Origin of the sequence: Clostridium algidicarnis DSM 15099 (assembly GCF_002934235.1) — a bacterium.
GTDB lineage: Bacteria > Bacillota > Clostridia > Clostridiales > Clostridiaceae > Clostridium_L > Clostridium_L algidicarnis.
Genome location: NZ_PTIS01000019.1, coordinates 19,398 through 41,630, shown reverse-complemented (window position 1 = coordinate 41,630; position 22,233 = coordinate 19,398). Strand labels below are relative to the sequence as shown.

Below are 22,233 nucleotides of genomic sequence, written 5' to 3'. Positions count from 1 at the left end.
TACGCTTTAATTATATCAGTTATTTATGCTCTATTCAACAGGTTACAATCAGTGAAGTCTTTATATTTAATATCCTATTAACCCCCAAGAGTTATATCTTGAGCATCATACCAATTTATTGCATCATAAAAATGTTTTTCTTTAAAATTTGGCCAATAATCTTCTATTATATAAAAATCAGAATAAATAGACTGCACTGGAAGAAATCCACTTAATCTTCTTCGACCTCCCCATCTTATAATTAAATCCATTTTTGAAACATCGCAAGATTGAATTTGATTTGTAATGTTATTACTTACACTTTTAGACCTCTTTAGATGCTCAAGATCCCACTTCCAACTATAATTAACAAGAAAATTAACCTTCATTCCTCCCTTCCCAAAGACCCTCCTTGTAGTATAAGGAAGCAATTCTTTTGGAAACATTGGAGATTTAGTATTTCCTACTACAAGAAGTTCAGCATCCTCCTTTAAAAGTATGTTTACAGAATTAATACAAGCCTCTGTAAATGCCTTTATTTGTTCCCTTGGTCTTTTAGTATTATCTACTGTAAATCCATAATAGGTTATCTCTTTAATTCCTAGTTTTTCACATAACTTAAAAAGTAATAATCCAGGATCAATACCTGATTCATATCCGCTTTCTTTAGATAAGCCTTTATCTATAGCCCATCTTCTATTGCCATCTGGAATTATTCCTATGTGATTTGGTATTCTCATTGCTTTCACCTCAAATGTTCCATATATTACACAAGTATAAATTAATAGTTACTTTTTATAATAAATACTCTGCCTTTTATATTATTAACACCTATAGAAAATTTAACCACATAAGTTGTGTATTATTTAATATATTTTAGGGAAATCCATTAGTTTGTGTTATTATATTAAAGTCGTAAAATATTATCATCCTTATAAAAATACAAATATAAATATCTTTTACTATAATTAAATATTATGATTTTTAAAACTGTAAATTTTATTGATATTTATCAACAATAATATATACTAAAATACGTAATTAAAAAGGAGAAAAAATGTTATTTGAAAACTTAAATATTATAACCCCAATAAAAAAGGCTTTAAAACTTGAAGGATATGAAAAGCCAACCCCTATACAAGAGCAGTCTATTCCCCCTATACTTAATGGAAGAGACTTTCTAGGTTGTGCACAAACTGGTACTGGTAAAACAGCTGCCTTTGCTATACCTATACTTCAGCTTATGATTAATAAAGAAAACCCTAAGTCAAAATCCAACCATATTAAGGCACTTATACTTGCTCCTACTAGAGAACTTGCTATTCAAATTGGTGAAAGCTTTGAATCTTACGGGAAATATATAGACCTTAAAACCTTAGTTATCTTTGGTGGCGTATCTCAAAATCCACAAACTAATGCATTAAAATCTGGAGTAGATATTTTGGTTGCAACACCTGGAAGATTAATTGACCTGGTTAATCAAAAGTTTATTGATCTACATCGTGTAGAGTTCTTTGTCCTTGATGAGGCAGATTGCATGCTCGATATGGGTATGATACATGATGTAAAAAAAATCATAACAAGATTACCTGTAACTAGGCAAAACATGTTGTTTTCAGCAACTATGCCAAACGAGATTAAAAAATTAGTGGATTCCATCTTAAAGGATCCAGTTAAAGTTGCAGTAGCACCTGTTTCTTCTACTATTGATACTGTTGATCAATCAGTATACTTTGTTTCAAAAAAGAATAAAAGATCATTACTAATTCACTTATTGGAAGACAAATCTATTGTTTCTGCTCTAGTATTTTCAAGAACAAAGCACGGAGCAAATAAGATAACTGAAGACCTAGTTAAGGCAGGAATAAATGCTCAAGCTATACATGGAAATAAGTCACAATCTGCAAGGCAATTAGCTTTAAGCAATTTTAAAGAAGGCAAAACAAGAGTTTTAGTTGCAACAGATATAGCCGCAAGAGGCATTGATATAGACCATTTATCTCATGTTATTAACTTTGATTTAACTAATGTACCAGAAACCCATGTCCACAGAATCGGAAGAACTGGTAGAGCTGGTTTAAATGGAATAGCAATATCCTTTTGTGATGAGGAAGAATTTGCATATCTTAAAGATATAGAGCATCTTATAGAAAAATCTATCCCAGTTGTAAAAGACCATCCTTATGCTATAAATATAACAGCACCAATAATTAATAATGACATTAAAAAGAAGACCTCAAATAATAGGCCTTCCACTAAAAGATCTAATTCAAATAATAGCTTTAGAAAAAATACAAGAAAGCCAAGGCCTAAAAAATAAAGTTATATTAACATTATGCATCTAATTATAGTTTAACTTCTCTGGTAAATTATAATTAGATTTCATATATATCTTCTGCTATGTCATCTAAAGCCCCTCTATCCAATATAATTATAGAACCCTTCTGCTTCTTTATTATATTTTGTTCTTCAAGTTTATGAATAATCCTAATTAAATGTCTATAACTAGCTCCTAGAAGTTCTGCTACTTCTGTAAGCTTATCTGTATAAATTTCATGAACCTTTGAATAATCATTGTTTTCAGGGGTAGTGGCTAGAAGATAACTTGCAAATCTACTTTCCAAAGGATATAAGAGATTTATGGCACTATGTTTAGATATACTACTTAATTTATTTCCAAGCTCTTTACATATATATCTTAAAAACTTACAGTCATCTATAGCATACTTTCTTATGTTTTCCATAGTTATACCTATACATAAGCACTCCTCTATTGCTTGGATATTAGAATCAGCTTTATATTTATCAATAAACTCTACATCACCTACTATTATTAGAGGTTTATAGAACTTCAATAATAGGCTTTTGCCATTTTTAAGAAGATTGTAAACCTTAGTTTTACCCTTTACCAAAAAATAAAAATACGTCATATCATCTCCAGCCTTATAGATATGTTCATTTTTTTCAAATAAAACTAAATCCATATAAGGAACCATGTCTTTTTGAAAAATATCGTTTATGTTATATCTTTGTACATAGTAATTGAGCTTATATTTATCCTTTATTTTAACCATAATAAAATCACCCCTATCTCTTAATTATAATACATATTTTACACTCCTTGTGACATATGTCATATTACTTTTTGATGATTTTATGATATAAATTAGTTAAGAATATTAAAGATAGGAGATTAATTATGAATAATCTGTTAGCAATAGTAGTGGGTATCCTTATTTCTATAATGATTACCTTTAATGGAGGATTATCTACTTATTTAGGGTATTATATTTCAACCTTACTAGTTCATATAATAGGTTTAATATGTGTATTAATTGTATTAGCTATAACTAAAAATAAGATGAAGTTAAAAAAAGGCACTCCTCTTTATTTCTTCACCGGTGGAGCCATAGGTATATTTATTGTAATTTTCAATAGTATATGTTTCAAAAACTTAGGAGCTTCTTTAACTTTATCTCTGGCTCTATTTGGACAACTTGTGTTATCAATATTAATAGACCACTTTGGCTTATTTAATATGGCAGTTCATAAATTCAAAAGTAAAAAGCTTATAGGACTTTTATTTATTTCCTTTGGCATAGTTATTATGCTTATATACTAATTTAAAAGGAGGGATATTATGTTATATATAATTTTAGCATTTATAGGCGGAGCTCTAGTTACCTTAGCCTCTATAATAAATTCAAGACTAGGCAAAGAAATCGGCGTTATCCAGGGTACTGTTATAAACTATACCGTAGGTTTAATATGTATACTTTTAGTCTGTATATTTAATGGGTCGCTTTTTAAAATGTCGACTGAGGGCTTTTCAGGAATACCTTTATGGGCTTATTTAGGCGGTATGGTAGGCGTTGCTGTGGTAATACTTTCAAATGTAATAATACCTAAGATACCTGTAATATATTCCACATTATTAATTTTTATAGGACAAATTGTTACAGGCATAATTGTAGATTACATCTTTGGGAACCCTATTTCAAAGGGAAAATTTATAGGGTGTACATTTATCATATTAGGATTAGTATATAACTCTAATATAGATAGAAAATCTTTAAAGGTTAATGATACCAGCAATTTAGTTTAATATATATTACAAAATACATTTTAATGTTATTAAGTAACATCTACATAAAAGGCGCTAACTTTTCATCTAAAGTTAGCGCCTTTTTACTCAATATCAAAGTATGAAAGTTATATCTTCACTTATCTTATTTAAGTTTAATTTATTAAATTGAATTTAATAACAAGTCCGCTACAAATTTTGATGCCTTTTCAATTTTCTTTATATCTTCGTTCTTTGGTGAGAATCTTACCCTTATTGGAAATTCTATATCTGTCATCCCTGTTGACTTTATTATATTTGAAGTACTTAAAACATTCATATTCGTTTCATTTAAATAATCTTGAGCAACTTCAATTCCTTCTCCACTCCATCCATATGATCCAAATACCCCTGCAATTTTCCCTTGTAAGTTTATATCTTTAAGTTCTTTTATTGTATCCTCTAAACTTCCTATTGCATCTCCGTATTTTGTTGATGTACCAACTAATAACATATTTGTTCCTTCAATTGCCTTTAAAGCCTCTTCTTTAGATACCTTATTTATATCCATAATTTCAGTTACTATATTGTCTTTTTCAAGACTTTCTTTCATAATTAAAGCAATCTTTTTAGTATTGCTAGTCATTCCAGAGTATACGAACAACGCCTTTTTATTAGATTGTGTATTTTTACTCATATCGTCATATATGTTTATAAACTTTTTAACATCTTCTCTTAGAATAAACCCATGTGAGGGTGCTATAACTTTTATGTCTAAATCCTTTATCTTTTCTATCATATCTTGAACATATCTTCTATGTGGGTGCATTATTAACGTATAGTATCCAATGAAATCCGGTGTAATATCTTCCTTTGCTTCATCATTAAAATATTCATAATTAGCTACATGAGTACTGAATATATCGCAAGGGAATAAAATCTTATCTTCTTCGCAATAAGTTATCATTGTTTCTTCTGTATGAAGGTATGGTGTTTCTATAAACTTAAGTGTCTTTCCACCTATATCTAAACTATCTCCATCACCAACTACTAAAAATTCTCTAGTATGAAGCTTGTACATTTCTTTTAACTCTTCTACTGCGAATTTAGTACATACAATAACTGCATTTTTAGCCTTTGAAGCAAGACTTCCTAATGCTCCTGAGTGATCTGGCTCTGTATGATTTATTACAATGTATTTAATATCTTCTAAGTTTATTATGCTATTTAAGTTTTCAGTATACTCTCTTGCAAAAGCCATATCCACAGTATCAATTATTGTTGGCTTTTCTGTCATTAATAAATAACTATTATATGTTGTTCCCTTTGTTAGAGTTAATCTATGAAAAGGTACATCTCTATCATCCACTTTTCCTACCCAATAAGTTTTTTCATTAATCATTTTGAAATTTTCCATATTAAATACCTCCTAGTGTATTAGTTATTTATATTTATTTATCAAAATTCTTATTTATTTATCTTGTGTCTTACTATGTCTTAATTCTATATCTGTTATTGCTTTTAAAATATGATTCAAGTCACAGTTTTAAAAACTTAAAAAGCAGTCCACATAAATTGTATTTAAATACAATTTGCGTGGACTGCCTTTTAATATATCTCATTTTATTCTACGTATTCTCTAAGTGACTTCTCATCTTTTATTATTAAGATCTTATTCCCAATAAAATCTATTATATCTAATTCTTCAAATCCGCTAAGCTTTCTACTTATAGTTTCCCTTGTTATTCCACAGTAGTTTGCCATCTCTTCTCTATTTATAGGAAGTTCTATTTTTACTCCCTCTTTAGTGACTTTACCATATTTTTCACTAAACTCTAGTATCATATGAGCAATTCTTATTTCTGCGTCATTTGTAGCCAAGTTTTGAGCTAAGTTCTCTGCACTTGTTAGTTTTTTTGCGACTTCTTTTAATATTTTTAGAGAAATCTCAGGATTCCTTATTAAAATATAGTCCATATCCTTTTTTGAAAGAGTACAAATCTTTACATTAGAAATAGCGTATCCAGAGAAATTATACCTTTCTTCATCATTAAATAGGTTTAACTCTCCAAAAAAATCACCGCTAGAAAGTATATGAACTATTTGTTCCTTCCCATCTTTAGTCATCTTTGAAAGTTTCACCTTTCCTTCATTTATAATAAATAAAGTATCAGAACTTTCTCCTTCATAACAAAGGGCCTCACCTTTTTTAAACTGAAGATGACCTGTCATTGATATTATCTTTCTTAACTCATCATCGGATAAAAATGAAAATATAGGTACCTTTTTAGCACATAATTTACTCATGCAACTATCACAACTGTACTTACTCATTAAAGCATCTCCTACCCTTTTACATTCATTTCGTTTTATATATCACTTTCTATCCATTTAGTTAAACTGTCTGCTGATTTTCTACGTACCATGGCTTTCTTGGCGTCAGGATATCCTAAATATATTAAAGCTAACACTTCATCTTTAGATTTCAATCCAAAAAACTCTTTCATTTTATTGCTATAGCAAGCCTTTCCTGTTTTCCAGTAGGAAGAAAGACCTAATGAATGAGCTGCTAAAAGCATGTTTTGAATAGCAGCATAAGTAGCACCTAATTCCTCTAACCTGATTACCTTTTTATCTTCAGTAACTTCTGCTGCTACAGCAATAATTACTGGTGCTCTAAAGGGTTTATCTTTTTGCTTTTCTATGTTCTTTTTACCTTCCTCACTATTGGGATCAATGCCTGAATCTAATGCAATGTCTTCCATAAGCCTTGAAAGAGCTCGCCTTCCATCTCCACTTATAACAAAGAATCTCCAAGGTTCTGTAATATATCTATTAGGTGCAAAAGTTGCTGCTTCAATTACTTTTTCTATAAGCTCTTTTGGAACCTTTTCATCTTTAAACTTTCCTATAGATCTTCTAGTTTTAATTGCTTCCATTACATCCATAAAACTTCCTCCTTTGAACCTCTATTGTTGTTATCCTAAGCTTTATTATAATTGTATCTTAAGCTCTACAGGGCAGTGATCTGATCCTAAAACTTCACTGTGTATATCTGCTCCTACTAATCTTTCTTCAAGGCTTTTTGATACACAAAAGTAATCAATTCTCCATCCTGCATTATTTTCTCTAGCTTTAAATCTATAAGACCACCAAGAATATGCTCCTTCTTTATTTGGATAAAAGTATCTATAGGTATCTATAAATCCACTTCCAAGAAAACTTGTGAACTTACCTCTTTCTTCATCACTAAAACCTGGATTCTTACTATTATTTTTAGGATTCTTTAAATCTATTTCTTCATGTGCAACATTTAAATCACCACAAATTATAACGGGTTTATTTTCATCAAGATGCTTTATATATTCTCTAAAGTCATCCTCCCATTGCATTCTGTAATCAAGCCTTGCAAGTTCTGGCTTTGAATTTGGAGTATATACTGTTACCATATAAAAATCATCATATTCTAATGTTATGACCCTTCCTTCTGTATCGTGCTCTTCTATACCTAGTCCATAAAATACTGAAATAGGCTCTTCTTTAGTGAAGATAGCTGTCCCGGAATACCCCTTCTTTTCGGCGTAATTCCAATACTGATGATATCCTTCAAGATTTAAATCTATCTGACCTTCTTGAAGCTTACTTTCTTGTATACAAAATATATCTGCATCCATTGCATTAAAGTAATCTAAAAAACCTTTCTTAACACACGCTCTTATTCCATTAACGTTCCATGAAATTATTCTCTTCATTTAAGTTACCTCTCTTTTCTTAATACTACGCTATATTAACGCTTTACAACTATTAAATATATTGTACCATTAATCTTAAGTTCCACCTAGATAGTAATAATAATTTTTAAAAAGTAATTGATATTAATGTATTATTATCAATTTAAAAATATTAAAAAGAGACTATCGCCAAATAATATTTTGAGATAGTCTCTTAAATCAACTAAATTATTAATCCTATAATTATCTCATATATTAAATATGTTATAATTTCTAAAAGATAAGTTTTAATATAACACTAGCTAATATCATTATAAATGCTCCACCAAGTCTTGAGGATATCTGAGCAAAAGGCATAAGTTCCATTCTTTTTGAAGCAGATAGTACTGCTACATCCCCTGTTCCTCCCATGTTAGCCATGCAAAGTCCAGCAGTTATTGAAGCTTCTATTGGGTAGAACCCTACAAGCTTTCCAACAATTCCGGACCCTAGAGCGGCTCCAATAACTGTTACTCCTACAAGAAGTAAATATTGAAGTGTCATTGCATCTATTACTTGCGCTAAGTTAGTATATGCAACACCTATCCCTACTAAAAGTACCCCTGTAAGATTTCCCATTACAAATTGAAACCATTGGAAGCATGCAAGTTCATATTTTCTAGGCATAATACCAAGTGCTTTTACTGCAGCTACAGATATAATCATCCAAGCATAAGGATGAATAGCTGGGAAGAACTTGCCTATTATATTTCCCCATAGAAAGAATATACCAGATATTAAAAGTCCTATGGCCATAAGTTTATAATCTATAGGATTTTTCTCTTCCTTTTCTACGATAACGTCTTCATTTATACTCATAAGCTTACCATTTCCAGTAAGTGAAGGTTTGACTTTTCCAAGTTTATCAAGAAGACCACCAACAACTATTGCTAATGAGTTTCCAAGGGCTACAGCTGGAACCATAATGGATAGCATCTCCTTTGGATCCTTTTGAAGAGTTGATCCAAATATCTTTGCTAAAGGAACCGCACCCGCTCCCATACCGCCTCCCATTATTGGTATTCCTATATAAAGTATTGCTTCCTTTGCCCCATACCCTATAATCGCTCCTACAATACCTACAAAACTGATAGCAACCACTACACCACCTAAGATTGCTGGTAGATACCTTACTGCAGCCTTAATTAACAATTCTCTGTTCATGCCTAGTATGCTGCCTGTTATTAACGCTGCGATATAAAAATCAAGAAAACCTTCTCCTGTCATAAAGTTTGTCATAATATCCGTAGCATATTTCGGAAATACGCCATACATCACTAAAGCCGCTGATCCAAAAATTATTACAATTGGGCCCCCTCCAAAATAATCTTTAATGATAGGTAAATGATTACCTATCTCCCCAAGCAAAGCTCCTACTATTATCATTAATGGGAACGCCCCCACCATGCCTTTAGGCAATACTTCTAAGTAAGTAGCAATAAGTACAACCACCGATAGTAATAAAAATACAGGTACACTTAATCCCATAATCCTGTATTCTGATTTAAAGCTTGTAACTTTTTCTTTCATTTAGCATTCCTCCTGTTGTATATGTTTTCTTATTTTATTATAAAACATATCCTATCAAAAATGTACCTTTATAAATAAAATAATGACATATCATTTTAGTTTTCTTTCATTCCTAATTATAGTATACACTTCTAAAAAGTAAAGTTTTAATGTTTTACTCTTAGTTTAGTAAATTTATATAACCTTTTTTATAAATACATCCATCTTATTCTTTTTATCTTTAATTTATAGGATAAATTTATGTTATAATAAATATAATCTTCTGAAAATTTTTATAACTTTGGAGGTGCTTATATTGACGAAAAATATTCTAACAGGTAATGAAGCTATAAGTAGAGGATTCTATGAGGCTGGTGGCTTAGTTGCATCTAGTTACCCAGGTTCCCCTACAGTATCAATTTTAGACAGCATGAGATCTTACAATGAAATCTATGCCGAGTGGGGAACTAATGAAAAGGTAGCTATAGAGATATCCATGGGGGCAAGTATCGGTGGTGCAAGGTCAATAGTTTCTATGAAACACGTAGGGATAAATATCGCATCAGATCCTTTTATGACATTTACACAGATTAAAACTAAAGGTGGATTCTTACTAGTAGTTGGCGATGATCCTGGCCTTACCTCTTCTCAAAATGAGCAAGATAGTAGATTTTGGGGTAAATTTGCTAACATCCCAATCTTAGATCCATCTACACCACAAGAGGCTAAGGAAGCTGTGAAAGAAGGATTGAAGCTTAGTGAAGAGTTTAATACCCCTGTAATGATAAGGCTTACTAGTAGATTATGTCACGCAAGAGGTATCGTTGAATTAGAAGATAGAATAGAACATATACCAGAAGGGTTTGTTGAAGATCAATCAAGATACTGTATGCTACCACCCTTTGCAAATGCTGCTCAACACTTTATGAAAGAGCGCATGGTAAAGCTTGAACAATATAATAATATCAATATAAATAATAAATTAGAAAGTAAAGGATCCTCTACTTTAATAATTACAAGTAGCTTATGTTATGAAAATCTTAAGGAAATTGATACAAATGTTGATATCTTAAAATTAGCTATGGTATGGCCACTTCCTATTGACTATATAAAAACCTTATCTGAAAAATATGAAAGATTAGTTGTAATAGAAGAGACCTTAGGATTTATAGAAGACGAGCTTAAAATAAGAGGCTTAAATGTAGAAGGCAAAGTATATTTTCCTTTCACAGGCGAAATAACTGTAGAGTCTATTAAAATTGGACTTAAAGATGCTAATATTTTAGATATTGAAATGCCTCTTATAGAAAAAGAATATGCAGTTAGAAGAACTCCTATGCTTTGTTCTGGATGTCCTCATAGGCCTATATTTCATATATTAAAAATGGCTAAAGCTACTGTAATTGGTGATATAGGTTGTTACTCCCTAGGCATCCAAGAACCCTTTGAAGTTCATAAAACAAATATAAGCATGGGTGCATCTTTAGGCATGGCACTTGGAATCGTTAAGGCACAAAACCTTTCAGGAAATAAAAAGCCAATTGTAGCTACTATAGGTGATGGGACTTTCTTCCATTCAGGTATGACAGGCTTTTTACAGCTATCAAGTTCTAAAGAAAACATAACAGTAATAGTTATGGATAACAGAACTACTGCTATGACCGGAGGACAAATTACTCCAACCACTAGCGAATACTTTAAGGACCTTGGTACTCATAGTGTTAATATTCCTAAGGTATTGAATTCTTTTGGCATAGAAGATGTAACTGTAGTTGATCAGTTTAAATACAATGAAACAAAAAAAGAAATTTTAGATGCCATGAAAAGAGATGGACTATCAGTTATAGTAACTACAAGACCTTGTGCTCTAAACTTTAAAGTAAAAGAACCTCACTTTTATGTAGATTCTAGTGTCTGTATATCCTGTAGGAACTGTATAAAAACAAACTGCCCTCCTATATCTATGAAACTATATAAAGGTAAAGAAAAGAAAAATTCTTATATAGATCCGAGCAGTTGTGTTGGATGCTCTGTCTGTTCACAAGTATGTCCTGTTGGAGCCATAAAAAGAAGCAATATTGAAAAATAGGAGGTATTAGAATATGAGTACTACGAATATCTTAATTAGCGGTGTAGGTGGACAAGGCTTAATTTTAGCCACCAGTATATTAGCAGAAGTAGCCTTTAAAGAAGGCTTTGATGTTAAGACTAGTGATGTTATTGGACTATCTCAAAGAGGTGGAATGGTGTTTGGCAATGTTAGGTTTGGTGAAAAGGTCTATTCCGCCATGATACCTGAAGGTGAAACTGACATATTACTTGCAATGGAAGAATTAGAAGGATTAAGATGGTGTCATACGGTAGCACCAAAGGGCAAAGTTATAATAAATAATGAAGCTGTTTTCCCCAATAGGGTTTTAATCGAAAAAGAGGATTACCCTAAAGATATAAAAGATAAGATTGAAAAAAGAGGACTAGAAGTTATTTATGTAGATGCAAAGGAAAAATCTAAGTCTCTCGGAAACATAAAAGCTTCTAATATTTATCTTTTAGGATCCATCGCTAAATATTTACCTTTTAAAGACAGCACATGGGAAAGTGTTATTGAAAAGTACGTTCCATCAAAAACCTTAGAAGTTAATCTAAACGCATTTAATAGCGGAAAAATGGATTAAAGTTAAAAAATCTAATTTATATAAAATATACAAAGGAGAGATATAAATGAATAATGAAGAACTTAGTGTAATAAAACAAGCAATCATAAACGAAATAGAAGGTTATGAATTTTATAAGATGGCAGCTAATCAATCTAGCTCCCCTGAGGTAAAAAGTAGTTATCTAGAACTTGCAAAAGAGGAAGAAAATCATATAGAATGGCTAAACGATTTATTTGAAAAAATAACTACCAGTGATGAAGATAAAATGAATTTAGCTCTTTTAGATAAAGTTCCATCTCCAAATATCTTTTCTTTTAGTAACTTAGATAGAAAAGATGCAGCCATAGCAGTATCTGTATTTGGAATAGGTATCCAAATGGAAAGAGCCTCTGTAGAGTTTTATACTAATGCAGCATCTAAATGTACAAGTAAGGGTGCAAAAGATATATTTAACACATTAGTAAAGTGGGAAAAATCCCATCTTGATCAATTTTCCGCTCAATATGAAAAACTTAAAGAAGGTTGGTGGAATGACCAAGGTTATGCACCATTTTAACTAATATAGGTAATAAATGTGGTGACTATACTTATTAATTTAAGTATAGTCACCACATTTTTAATTTATACTCTTGACAAGTATGATGTTTATTGTTATAAATAGTATAACACATATAATTGTTTTGTCGCATATATAGTATACTATATACACTAATATGTTAGTTTAATATTTATTATACATTATTAATCATATAGGGGGAAGTAATATGTCTATAAAAGTCGCTATTAATGGTTTTGGTAGAATAGGAAGATCCGTGCTTAGAATTGCAGAGGATAGATTAAATAATGATGTTGAAATAGTTGCTATTAATGCAAGAGCTGATAGTGAAACCTTAGCTCATCTTTTTAAATATGATTCTTGTTATGGTAAGTTCAACGGAACTGTTGAAACTACAAAAGATATGTTAATTGTAAACGACAATCACATAAAGATATGTAGAGAAAATGATCCTGAAAACCTACCTTGGAAAGCCTTAGGTGTAGATATAGTAGTAGAATCCACTGGCATATTCAAAGAGAAAAAGGATCTTTTAAAGCATATAAAGGCTGGAGCTAAAAAAGTAATATTAACAGCACCAGGAAAAGATGAAGATATAACTATAGTTATGGGGGTTAACGAAGAAGACTTAAATATTAAAACTCATACTGTAATATCAAATGCTTCTTGTACTACAAATTGCCTTGCACCCTTTGCAAAAGTTTTAGATGATAACTTTGGTATTGTTAAAGGCCTAATGACAACTATTCATTCTTATACAAATGACCAGCAGTTACTAGATAAAACTCATAAGGATTTAAGAAGAGCAAGATCCGCAGGAGAATCCATAATTCCAACTACAACAGGTGCTGCAAAAGCTGTAGGGAAAGTACTCCCAAATCTTAAGGGTAAGTTAAATGGATTTTCATTAAGAGTACCTACTGTTACTGTTTCAATAACAGATCTTGTTTGTGAGCTTTCAAAAGATGTAACAGTTGAAGAGGTAAATAATGCATTAAAGAAAGCTTCAATGGATTCTATGAAAGGTATACTTGGATATTCAGACGAACCATTAGTATCTATTGATTATAGGCAAGATGATAGGTCCTCAATAATAGACGGGCTTTCCACCATGGTAATGGACGGTAACCTTGTGAAGGTTGTTTCATGGTATGACAACGAATGGGGATATTCTTGTAGAACAGTAGACTTAGTAAATTATACTGCAGCTAAAATGGAAAAAGCTAATGAAGATAATGTAGATATAGCAATTTAATATATAAAAATTAAATACCCTATTTAAAAACAAAATAGATAAGTCTAATTTTAGACTGTTCAATTTGTTACTATATTAAAATATTATATAAATCTTAAAATACCACCTTAACTTTGATTAGTCTAAGTTAAGGTGGTGTTTTAACGTCTTTTAAAAATTACTCTTTACTTATTGCTTTCTTTTTCTTTTTCTTATTTTTTCTTTGTATTGAATATCCAAAGCTTCCTAAAGGCTTATTATCAAGTGCAAAATATTCACCATGAGAATATGCTAAGAGGTTAGCTTTTTCAAGGCAAATCTTATCTGTAGTATCTATTACATCTTCATCAACAGAAATAGATACTACCTCTGCTAAAAACAAATCGTGACTTCCTAATGCTGTAATACTCCTAACCTTACACTCTATATTAACAGGACAATCTGATAGAGATGGTGCTAAAACCTTTTGAGATTCTTCTGTATTAAGATTAAGCTTATCTATCTTATCTACCTTACGTCCTGACGTAACCCCACAGTAATCAACTATTCTTGTCATTGAAACATTAGGTAGGTTAATTACAAACTCTTCAGTTTCTTTTATATAATCATAAGATAATCTTTCAGGTCTAATCGCAACGGTTACCATAGGCGGTCTAGTACATGCTGTACCTACCCATCCTACTGTAAAAACATTTGTCTTACCTTCTTTGTTTTGAGTAGTTATTAAAACTACTGGCACTGGATTTAATATAGCGCTGGCCTTAAATATCCTTTTTGTCATATTCCCTTTCCTTTCCCTTAACTTATTAAAAAAGCTTTGATTCTATATTAATTATTATAATATAGATTTTCTGTTGGATATTCTGCTTCACAGGTTATATCAATTCCAAGCTTTATAAATGTTTGCTCATCGCTCTTTCTTAAAATTGTGGTAGAGTGAGCTTGACATCCTTTTATCATGGTTAGCTTTTCCATAGCTGCTTGAGCTGTAGGATTGGTAGCAGCGCATATGCTAAGAGCTATTAACACCTCTTCACAGCTTAAGGCTGTATTTTTAGTATCTAAGGTTTTCATCTTTAAGTTTATAATAGGTTCTAGTATAACAGGGGAAATAAGATGAATACTATCAGATATATTTGCAAGGTACTTAACTGCATTTAATACAACAGCTGCCGTCGCATCCATTATCTCAGAGCTTCTTCCTGTTAATATGGTTGCATCATAAAGCTCAATGGTTACTACTGAACAAATTTCATTTTCTTCCGCCTTTTGCTTTAATTTAGTAGAATACTCTCTTGCAGGCATAACTACCTTTCTATCAGTATCTTTTAAATTAAGTTCTTCCATAATAAGTTTTACCCTTTGAAAGGTTTCCTTATCTACGTATCCTTTTTTATACTCACAACCAGTTTTAAAATATCTTCTTATGATTTCTTGTTTTGAAGCTTCTCTTACTACTTCATCATCAATAATTCCAAAGCCTACCCTATTAACTCCCATATCTGTTGGGGATTTATACACTGATTCTTCTCCTGTTATCTTTTCAATTATCCTTTTAAGTACAGGAAATGTTTCAATATCCCTATTGTAATTTATAGAAACTTTATTATATGCATCAAAATGGAAAGAATCTATCATGTTTACATCCTTAAGATCTGCTGTTGCTGCTTCATAGGCTATATTTAAAGGATGCTTTAATGGAACATTCCAAACAGGAAAAGTCTCAAATTTAGAGTATCCAGCGACCTTTCCTCTTTTATTTTCATGATAAAGCTGACTTAAACAAGTTGCAAGCTTACCACTACCAGGTCCTGGCGCTGTAACTACAACTATAGGCTTCGTAGTTTCTATGTATGGATTTTTGCCATAGCCTTCTTCACTTACAATTGTTTCAACATCAGTTGGGTATCCCTTAGTTGCCCTATGCTTATAAACTTTAATACCTCTACGCTCTAGCTTATTTATAAATACAGTAGTTGAAGGTTGATCGTCATATCTTGTTATTACAACGCTGTTTACTTCTAAATCATAACCTCTTAAGTCATCAATAAGCCTTAACACATCCATATCATAGGTGATTCCAAAATCACCTCTTATCTTATTTCTTTCTATATCTCCTGCATATACACATATAATTATTTCAACTTTTTCTTTTAACTTATGTAATAATTTAATCTTAGCATTTTCATCAAATCCTGGCAAAACCCTTTTTGCATGAAGATCAAATAAAAGTTTTCCACCAAATTCTAAATAAAGCTTATCATAATCATTAACTCTTTCTAATATATATTTAGATTGCTCCTCAAGATACTTTTTGTGATCAAATCCTATCTTCATTTTCTACGCCTCACTTAATTATAATAATTTTTCTTTTTGTTATTTATATTTAATAAATTGAATAAATTTAATAATACACATTTTTATATTATCACATAAAATTCTTTAAAAGTGAATTTTTTTAGGTAAATAATATACTCATTTTAAACCCTTAGTAATTTAACTATACAAGGAGGTGTTATATGATTAGTACTATAAATTCCCTTATAGTAGGTGCCATTTGTGGTTTAGGGCCAATTATACTTGGAACAATAAAAAAGCAAATGACTCTTGGCATTTGCGGGTTATTTGCATGTATACTCTCTGGTTTAGTTTTAAGCATTTTTTTAGCTGGTCCTATGTGTGTGTTTTTTATTTGGCTAATTACAAAAAAGTCTAATACTTAAAATAATAAAAAATTTTTTTATTACTTTTCTATAAATATTTAAGGGAGGTGATGTATAATTTTTATATCTTATAACTTAATTCATTAGTTCATTAACTACTAACTTAATTCTTTAACTACATCTCCTATTATCTTTATGCCCTTTTCTATATCTTCTTTAGTTACTCTTGAAAATCCTATTCTTATGGTTTCTGACCCATTATCCTCATTATAGAATATATCCCCTGGCATAAACACAACACCTTTATCATAACAATCTTTTAAGACCTTCCTTCCACTTACTCCTTTTAGCTTTATAAAAATATGAAGTCCACCTTCACCCCATATATACTCATAGGGTATATACCTTTTTACCTGCTTTAGTGTGAAATTATACTTATCTTTATAATGCTTTCTTATCTTTTTCATATATCTTGTAAAAGCGCCGCTTTCCATATAATTATAAAGTATTGCTTGATCTAAAAAAGAAGAATGAATAGTCCTTGCTCTCTTAACACTTTCTAAAGTATCTACAAGATTCTTATCAGCCAAAATCCATCCTATCCTAAGTCCCGGAAATAAAACTTTGGAAAAGCTACCTACATATATTACTCCATTTCCTTTTACACATAAAGATGCTATAGGAGCTACATGGGAACTAGAATATAAAAGTTCCTCATTAAACCCATCTTCTAATATAGGTACTTTATATCTTTCACAAAGCTTATATACCTTTTGCCTCTTCTCACCTCTCATTACAATACCCGTTGGATTGTGATAAGAAGGTATTAGATATAATAATTTTGGAGACTTCTCTTTAAGTGTCTTTTCTAATAAATCTATATCTATCCCATCAAAGTTCATAGGAACAGATGCTATATTTAGTCCATGTGACCTCATTATCTTTATAGCCGTATTGTGAGTTGGTTCTTCACAGGCTATAATATCTCCTCTTTTAGTTAATGTACTTAATAATATATCAAAGCCCTCTGTAAATCCATTAGTTATTAGTACATCTTTTTGATCTACATTTATGCCCTTATTTGCCATATACATTTTGATATACTCTATTAAAGGTTTGTATCCCTTAGCATAGCCGTAATTTAATAATTTATCACCCTCTGTAGAAAACACATTTAAGAAGGATCTTTTAAATTCTTCTATATCAAACAAACTTTCATCAGGAGCGATGCTTTTAAATGAAATCATACCTTTTTTCCAAGGTAACTCTGTCTTTATTATATCTAAATCTCTACAACTATTACCATAATCATTAACCATATGGCTCCAGCTAATGGTAAGGTCCCCATCTATAGTATTAGCTTCAGTTGCTACAAATGTACCCTTACCCCTTAAACTCTTTATAATTCCTAGGTTCTCTAAGTTCTCATAAGCTATAATCACAGAATTTCTGCTTACATTTAGTACTTTACTTATTTCTCTAGTTGAAGGTAGCTTATCGCCTTTTTGTAAGATCCCTTTTTCTATAGCTTCTTTTATATGATTTTCTATCTGTACATTTATCTTTTCTTCAGCACTAATCTCAAAGGATGAAAAGATCAAGAAATCACCTCCTACTATCTAGTCTCTGACATTTATAACTTCTCCATCTTTAATAAATACCCTGGATATGCTTTCTTTAATCATGCAAATTACCTCATAATTAATTGTTCCCATGATTTCTGCTATATAATTTGCATCTATATTTAAATTTCCCTGCTCACCAATTAGTATTACTTCATCTCCAATGTTTACATTACCTACATCAGTTACATCTATCATACACTGATTCATGCATATCCTTCCTACTACAGGTGCTAACTTTCCATTTATTATAACTTTAGCCTTACCACTTAAAAGCCTTGAATAACCATCTGAATATCCTATAGGTAAAGTTGCTATTATACTCTTCCTTTCAGTTTTAAAGGTCATACCATAGCTTATATACATATCTTCCTCCATCTCTTTAACATAAGCAACCTGAGTCTTTAATGTAAGAGCTGGTTTTAAAGATATCCTTTCTTTATTTACATAGGAGGATGGATAATATCCATATAATAATATACCTGTTCTAACAGCATCTAAGTAAGTTTCAGGTAAATCCATTATAGCTCCACTATTAGCTGCATGTTTTAAAGGTATATTTACACCCTTACTTGAAAGTTTATCACAAAACTCTTGTAACTTTCTAAATTGATTATAAGTATACTCTTTATCTTCCTCATCTGAAGTTGAAAAGTGAGTAAATATACCCTCTACTATAATTCCCTCTAATGAGAATATCTCTAAAACTTCTTTAAGGCTATCTTCATTAGGCAAGAATCCAAACCTACCCATTCCCGTATCAATAGCTATGTGTATCTTAGCTTTTTTCCCCATACTTATGGCAGTACTCGATAATTCCTTTGCATAATCTAATCCATATACTGTCTGTTCTATATTATTTTCTATAACCTTTGTTGCAAATGTTATAGGCATATATCCTAAAATTATTATAGGTGCTTTAATTCCTGCATCTTTAAGTTCCATAGCTTCTCTTATACTTGCCACCGCTAAGTGTGTTGCTCCATTTTCTAACAATGTAGGGGCCACATAGGTAGCACCATGTCCATAAGCATCTGCTTTTACTACTGCGATTATACTTTTATCTTTTAATAGTCCTTTAACTTGCCTCATATTATGCCCAATTGCATCTAAGTTTATTTCAGCCCAAACTGACCGAATATTTGAATCCATATTTACACCTCTAATTTAGTATCTTATTTAATTATACTATTATACAAAGAAACTTGCTATAAATGAAAGAGCCACCCTAGAGTTAAATTCATATTCTAGTGGTTCAAATACCTTTAACATCTATTGTTTATAAATATTTCATTGGAATATAACTAAATCTTCATGTATACTTATGTAATAAGTTTTGATCAGTTTAATTAATTAGCTAAAAAGCTATTAATTAAAACAATACACAATATACAAGGAGGACAAAACTTTGAATAAAAAAGTATTAATATCGCTTACTTCTATATTAATAGTGTGTAATAGTGTTATTACAACACATGTTGCGAGTGCTACTCCGGAAGAAAGTATTGAAAAAGGTACCATTCAAATTCAACAATTAGATAACCAGATTATTGATTTAAATAGCGAGATATCTAGCCTCAACTCAGAAATAAGTCAGTTAAATATTAAGCTTTTAGAAAACAAATCTGAAATTAGTAAAACTGAGGATAAGATCAAAAATACAGAAGTTGAAATTACAAAAAGCAAAAAAGTCTTAGAAGAAAAACAAGAGGTCTTAGGAAAAAGGCTTAGTGTTATGTATAAAAGTAACTTATCTTCTAATCCTTTATTTGTAATATTATCATCAGACAACTTTTCTGATGCGATATCCAATGCCCAAGCTGTGATTAAAGTAATATCTCTAGATAAAAAGTTAATAAGTGATATAGAGAAAGAAAAGGCAGCACTTGATTTAGATGTAAATAATTTGAATAATAAAAAAGATGAGCTTAAAACTTTAGAGTCTTCTACACAAGAGTCTCTTAAAGATATAAACACTAAAAAGGAATCTCAACAGATCGCTTTAGATAAACTAAGCGCTGAAAAGAAAAAAGCTGCATCTATTATAGAAGAAAATGAAAACTCTTTAATATCACATTCAGTTTCCGTAATTAAATCTTCTAGTTCTTCTGAAAGTGAAATTAAAGATGCAATATCTACGTTAAGGTCACTATTTCCACAACTAAATACATCCTCTGTAAAAAACAAGGCTCAAGATGCCATAAATGATGGTACAAGCTCCCTAAGATCAATGAAGGAAACCGCTTCTAATAAGGTAAGTAATACTAATATTGGAAGTATTGACCGGGGATCTAGCCCTGCTAAAAAGACTTATACTATGGAGGCAACAGCTTACTTTGATGGTCTTTTAACAGCTTCAGGATTAAAACCTATAAGAAATGCTTCTGGACTTAGTACCGTTGCAGTAGATCCTTCTGTTATTCCTTTAGGGTCAAAGCTATACATAGAAGGCTATGGATATGCCATCGCTGCAGATACTGGTTCTGCCATAAAGAATCTTAAAATAGATCTATATATGAATTCAAAATCAGAATGCTCTGCCTTTGGCCGAAGGAATGTTACAGTTAGCCTTATTGCTTATCCCAATGAATGGTAAGCTAAATTAAAAGGATTTAAGTTCAATACTCCAAATGAGATGAACTTAAATCCTTTTGCATTTATATTAAAAATATATTTATTTATAATAATGAATTTATTTTGATTTAAATCACATTATATTAAAGATTAATGTTTTATACTATAATCAAATACAATCCGTGTGACATATTACACGAGATATTAAAAGGGGTGTTTTAATATGAAAATAGAAAAAATAGCAGATAAAATGGTTTATTCCGATGATAATCTTACAAAAAAGATTATTTTCAATGAGAATAGAGTTCTTAACTTTGTTTTAAACTTTAAGCCAGGCCAAGGGGTTCCACCTCACAATCATGAACAAAGTGACCTTATTATTCACGTACTTGTAGGTAAGGGAGATATGACAGTAGACGGAACTAGCCATGAAATCTCTAAAGGTGATGTAATTCACTGTAAGGGTACTGAAATATTTAGCTTAAAAAATACTGGTAATGAAGATATGTCTTGCTTTGTAGTGCTCGCCCCAAATCCATCACCTGTATATTCAAAAGAAATATAAGTTAATAACCTTTAATATATAATTTCATATATAAGGATTAGGGAAAGTTAAACTTCCCCTAATCCCTTTTTTCGTAAATATCTGTTATATTATTCTTTGTATATATTTACATTTCATCTACCATTTATCCTCTGCTTTTAAGACTTGAAAAAAAGAATCTCATTAATTCAGAGTTTCGTCCCTCACCTCTCGGTCCTTCTAGAAAATATTATTCTCTAACAAAAGAAGGAATTTTAACTCTAAAAGAGTTCTATAAAAATTGGAATGAAGTTTCTCAATCTGTAAATACCATATTATCTATGGGGGGTATCAATAATGTTAAATGAGTTAAATTTATTAAGGAAGCAAAATCAAACTAATACCAAAGAACTAATTGATATAAATCAAGAATTTTTATCTCGTATTTTAAACTATGTACAAATATCTAAAATTGGAACCTTTGATAGAGAAATTATAAGAAAAGATTTGATTGGAATGGCCATAGAGGCTGAAAAACGCGGAAAAACTTTATCCGATATAATCGGTGCTGATGAAAAATCTTGGTGTGACTCTATTGTAGATAGCTATGGAAAAATTTCACCTATAGAATTAATTCTTTCAATACTAAAACAAGCATCAATTTACTGGTTTATATGGGGAATTGTTTTATTCACTATACCAAATTATATAATACATTCAGTGTTTAGTGTTACCTTGGTGGCATCTACATTTCTATACAATAATCTAATTCACAAACAAGCAAAGAAAATAAACTGGATGGAATAAAACATTTACGTTTAAAAATAAAGTCTTAATCACTACAACTATAGTAATTAAGACTTTTAGACTTTCCATTTTATTCTTATGTATATATTGAACTTTACTTACTAAAAAACAAGCATGCCTTTATCATCATATTCAAAGTTTGGGCCCCAAGCAACTTCCCAATAGTAACCATATAAATCAGAAAAATATCCATGATATCCACGCCAACATTTCCGACAAAACCCACGCTAAGGAATTAAATGGATAAATATTGTATAATTCGCCCACGATAATAAA

At 30.8% G+C, this 22,233-nt stretch carries 23 protein-coding genes; 12 read left to right on the top strand and 11 right to left on the bottom strand.

Annotated elements, in window-relative coordinates; genetic code table 11:
• Positions 1-77: 77 nt before the first annotated feature.
• Entirely contained in the window at positions 78-719 is a 642-nt protein-coding gene (locus tag BD821_RS11480; RefSeq protein WP_104410594.1) for an undecaprenyl diphosphate synthase family protein, read from the bottom strand.
• A 317-nt stretch (positions 720-1,036) separates the two neighbouring features.
• Between BD821_RS11480 and BD821_RS11475 the strand changes: the two genes are divergently transcribed.
• Positions 1,037-2,299 (top strand): DEAD/DEAH box helicase, encoded by a 1,263-nt coding sequence (locus BD821_RS11475; protein ID WP_029451633.1) that lies wholly within the window; start codon positions 1,037-1,039, stop codon positions 2,297-2,299.
• A 55-nt stretch (positions 2,300-2,354) separates the two neighbouring features.
• On the opposite strand, the gene BD821_RS11470 is transcribed toward BD821_RS11475, so the two are convergent.
• A complete protein-coding gene (locus BD821_RS11470; RefSeq protein WP_104410593.1) occupies positions 2,355-3,053 on the bottom strand; it encodes a cyclic nucleotide-binding domain-containing protein in 699 nt (232 codons plus the stop codon).
• Between the two features lie 125 nt (positions 3,054-3,178).
• Here BD821_RS11470 and BD821_RS11465 point away from each other — a divergent pair, with 125 nt between their 5' ends.
• Both BD821_RS11465 and BD821_RS11460 read left to right on the top strand, forming a co-directional pair.
• Entirely contained in the window at positions 3,179-3,601 is a 423-nt protein-coding gene (locus BD821_RS11465) for a DMT family transporter (protein WP_104410592.1), read from the top strand.
• A gap of 18 nt (positions 3,602-3,619) precedes the next feature.
• The gene (locus BD821_RS11460; RefSeq protein WP_104410591.1) at positions 3,620-4,084 is read left to right on the top strand and encodes a DMT family transporter; all 465 of its coding nucleotides are present in this window, start codon (positions 3,620-3,622) and stop codon (positions 4,082-4,084) included.
• 142 nt (positions 4,085-4,226) lie between these two features.
• On the opposite strand, the gene BD821_RS11455 is transcribed toward BD821_RS11460, so the two are convergent.
• The 5 genes from BD821_RS11455 to BD821_RS11435 all read right to left on the bottom strand — a co-directional run bounded on the left by BD821_RS11455 (position 4,227) and on the right by BD821_RS11435 (position 9,342).
• Positions 4,227-5,459: an FprA family A-type flavoprotein gene (locus BD821_RS11455; protein WP_104410590.1), complete on the bottom strand. Its 1,233-nt coding sequence runs from the start codon at positions 5,457-5,459 to the stop codon at positions 4,227-4,229.
• A gap of 206 nt (positions 5,460-5,665) precedes the next feature.
• The gene (locus tag BD821_RS11450; RefSeq protein WP_104410589.1) at positions 5,666-6,376 is read right to left on the bottom strand and encodes a Crp/Fnr family transcriptional regulator; all 711 of its coding nucleotides are present in this window, start codon (positions 6,374-6,376) and stop codon (positions 5,666-5,668) included.
• A gap of 35 nt (positions 6,377-6,411) precedes the next feature.
• The gene (locus tag BD821_RS11445) at positions 6,412-6,990 is read right to left on the bottom strand and encodes a nitroreductase family protein (RefSeq protein ID WP_104410588.1); all 579 of its coding nucleotides are present in this window, start codon (positions 6,988-6,990) and stop codon (positions 6,412-6,414) included.
• 45 nt (positions 6,991-7,035) lie between these two features.
• Complete coding sequence (locus BD821_RS11440) at positions 7,036-7,794, bottom strand: exodeoxyribonuclease III (RefSeq protein WP_104410587.1); 759 nt, start codon at positions 7,792-7,794, stop codon at positions 7,036-7,038.
• A gap of 252 nt (positions 7,795-8,046) precedes the next feature.
• Entirely contained in the window at positions 8,047-9,342 is a 1,296-nt protein-coding gene (locus BD821_RS11435) for a 2-hydroxycarboxylate transporter family protein (RefSeq protein WP_104410586.1), read from the bottom strand.
• Between the two features lie 286 nt (positions 9,343-9,628).
• Between BD821_RS11435 and BD821_RS11430 the strand changes: the two genes are divergently transcribed.
• The 4 genes from BD821_RS11430 to gap all read left to right on the top strand — a co-directional run bounded on the left by BD821_RS11430 (position 9,629) and on the right by gap (position 13,789).
• Complete coding sequence (locus BD821_RS11430) at positions 9,629-11,410, top strand: thiamine pyrophosphate-dependent enzyme (protein ID WP_308165770.1); 1,782 nt, start codon at positions 9,629-9,631, stop codon at positions 11,408-11,410.
• Between the two features lie 13 nt (positions 11,411-11,423).
• Positions 11,424-11,996, top strand: a complete 573-nt coding sequence (locus BD821_RS11425; RefSeq protein ID WP_104410585.1) for an indolepyruvate oxidoreductase subunit beta — start codon at positions 11,424-11,426, stop codon at positions 11,994-11,996.
• 46 nt (positions 11,997-12,042) lie between these two features.
• On the top strand, positions 12,043-12,534 hold the full coding sequence (locus BD821_RS11420; RefSeq protein WP_104410584.1) for a ferritin family protein: 492 nt from the start codon (positions 12,043-12,045) through the stop codon (positions 12,532-12,534).
• Between the two features lie 208 nt (positions 12,535-12,742).
• Positions 12,743-13,789 (top strand): type I glyceraldehyde-3-phosphate dehydrogenase, encoded by a 1,047-nt coding sequence (gap, locus tag BD821_RS11415; protein WP_104410583.1) that lies wholly within the window; start codon positions 12,743-12,745, stop codon positions 13,787-13,789.
• 157 nt (positions 13,790-13,946) lie between these two features.
• Here gap and BD821_RS11410 read toward each other — a convergent pair whose 3' ends face one another.
• Positions 13,947-14,549: a flavin reductase family protein gene (locus BD821_RS11410; RefSeq protein WP_029451656.1), complete on the bottom strand. Its 603-nt coding sequence runs from the start codon at positions 14,547-14,549 to the stop codon at positions 13,947-13,949.
• A gap of 47 nt (positions 14,550-14,596) precedes the next feature.
• A complete protein-coding gene (locus tag BD821_RS11405; RefSeq protein WP_104410582.1) occupies positions 14,597-16,105 on the bottom strand; it encodes a DUF1846 domain-containing protein in 1,509 nt (502 codons plus the stop codon).
• Between the two features lie 182 nt (positions 16,106-16,287).
• On the opposite strand from BD821_RS11405, the gene BD821_RS11400 reads away from it, so the two are divergent.
• Positions 16,288-16,491 (top strand): hypothetical protein, encoded by a 204-nt coding sequence (locus tag BD821_RS11400; protein WP_029451658.1) that lies wholly within the window; start codon positions 16,288-16,290, stop codon positions 16,489-16,491.
• Between the two features lie 98 nt (positions 16,492-16,589).
• Here BD821_RS11400 and pdxR read toward each other — a convergent pair whose 3' ends face one another.
• On the bottom strand, positions 16,590-18,032 hold the full coding sequence (pdxR, locus tag BD821_RS11395; RefSeq protein ID WP_104410581.1) for a MocR-like pyridoxine biosynthesis transcription factor PdxR: 1,443 nt from the start codon (positions 18,030-18,032) through the stop codon (positions 16,590-16,592).
• A gap of 18 nt (positions 18,033-18,050) precedes the next feature.
• The gene (alr, locus tag BD821_RS11390) at positions 18,051-19,205 is read right to left on the bottom strand and encodes an alanine racemase (protein WP_104410580.1); all 1,155 of its coding nucleotides are present in this window, start codon (positions 19,203-19,205) and stop codon (positions 18,051-18,053) included.
• Between the two features lie 256 nt (positions 19,206-19,461).
• On the opposite strand from alr, the gene BD821_RS11385 reads away from it, so the two are divergent.
• The 4 genes from BD821_RS11385 (at position 19,462) to BD821_RS11370 (ending at position 21,957) form a co-directional block, all read left to right on the top strand.
• Positions 19,462-20,649, top strand: coding sequence for a 3D domain-containing protein (locus BD821_RS11385; RefSeq protein WP_104410579.1), 1,188 nt, complete (start codon positions 19,462-19,464; stop codon positions 20,647-20,649).
• Between the two features lie 201 nt (positions 20,650-20,850).
• Entirely contained in the window at positions 20,851-21,192 is a 342-nt protein-coding gene (locus BD821_RS11380) for a cupin domain-containing protein (protein ID WP_104410578.1), read from the top strand.
• A gap of 77 nt (positions 21,193-21,269) precedes the next feature.
• Complete coding sequence (locus BD821_RS11375; RefSeq protein ID WP_104410603.1) at positions 21,270-21,518, top strand: helix-turn-helix transcriptional regulator; 249 nt, start codon at positions 21,270-21,272, stop codon at positions 21,516-21,518.
• Positions 21,508-21,957 (top strand): DUF1129 domain-containing protein, encoded by a 450-nt coding sequence (locus BD821_RS11370; RefSeq protein ID WP_104410577.1) that lies wholly within the window; start codon positions 21,508-21,510, stop codon positions 21,955-21,957. The genes BD821_RS11375 and BD821_RS11370 overlap by 11 nt, the downstream gene beginning before the upstream one ends.
• The last annotated feature ends 276 nt before the right edge of the window (positions 21,958-22,233 follow it).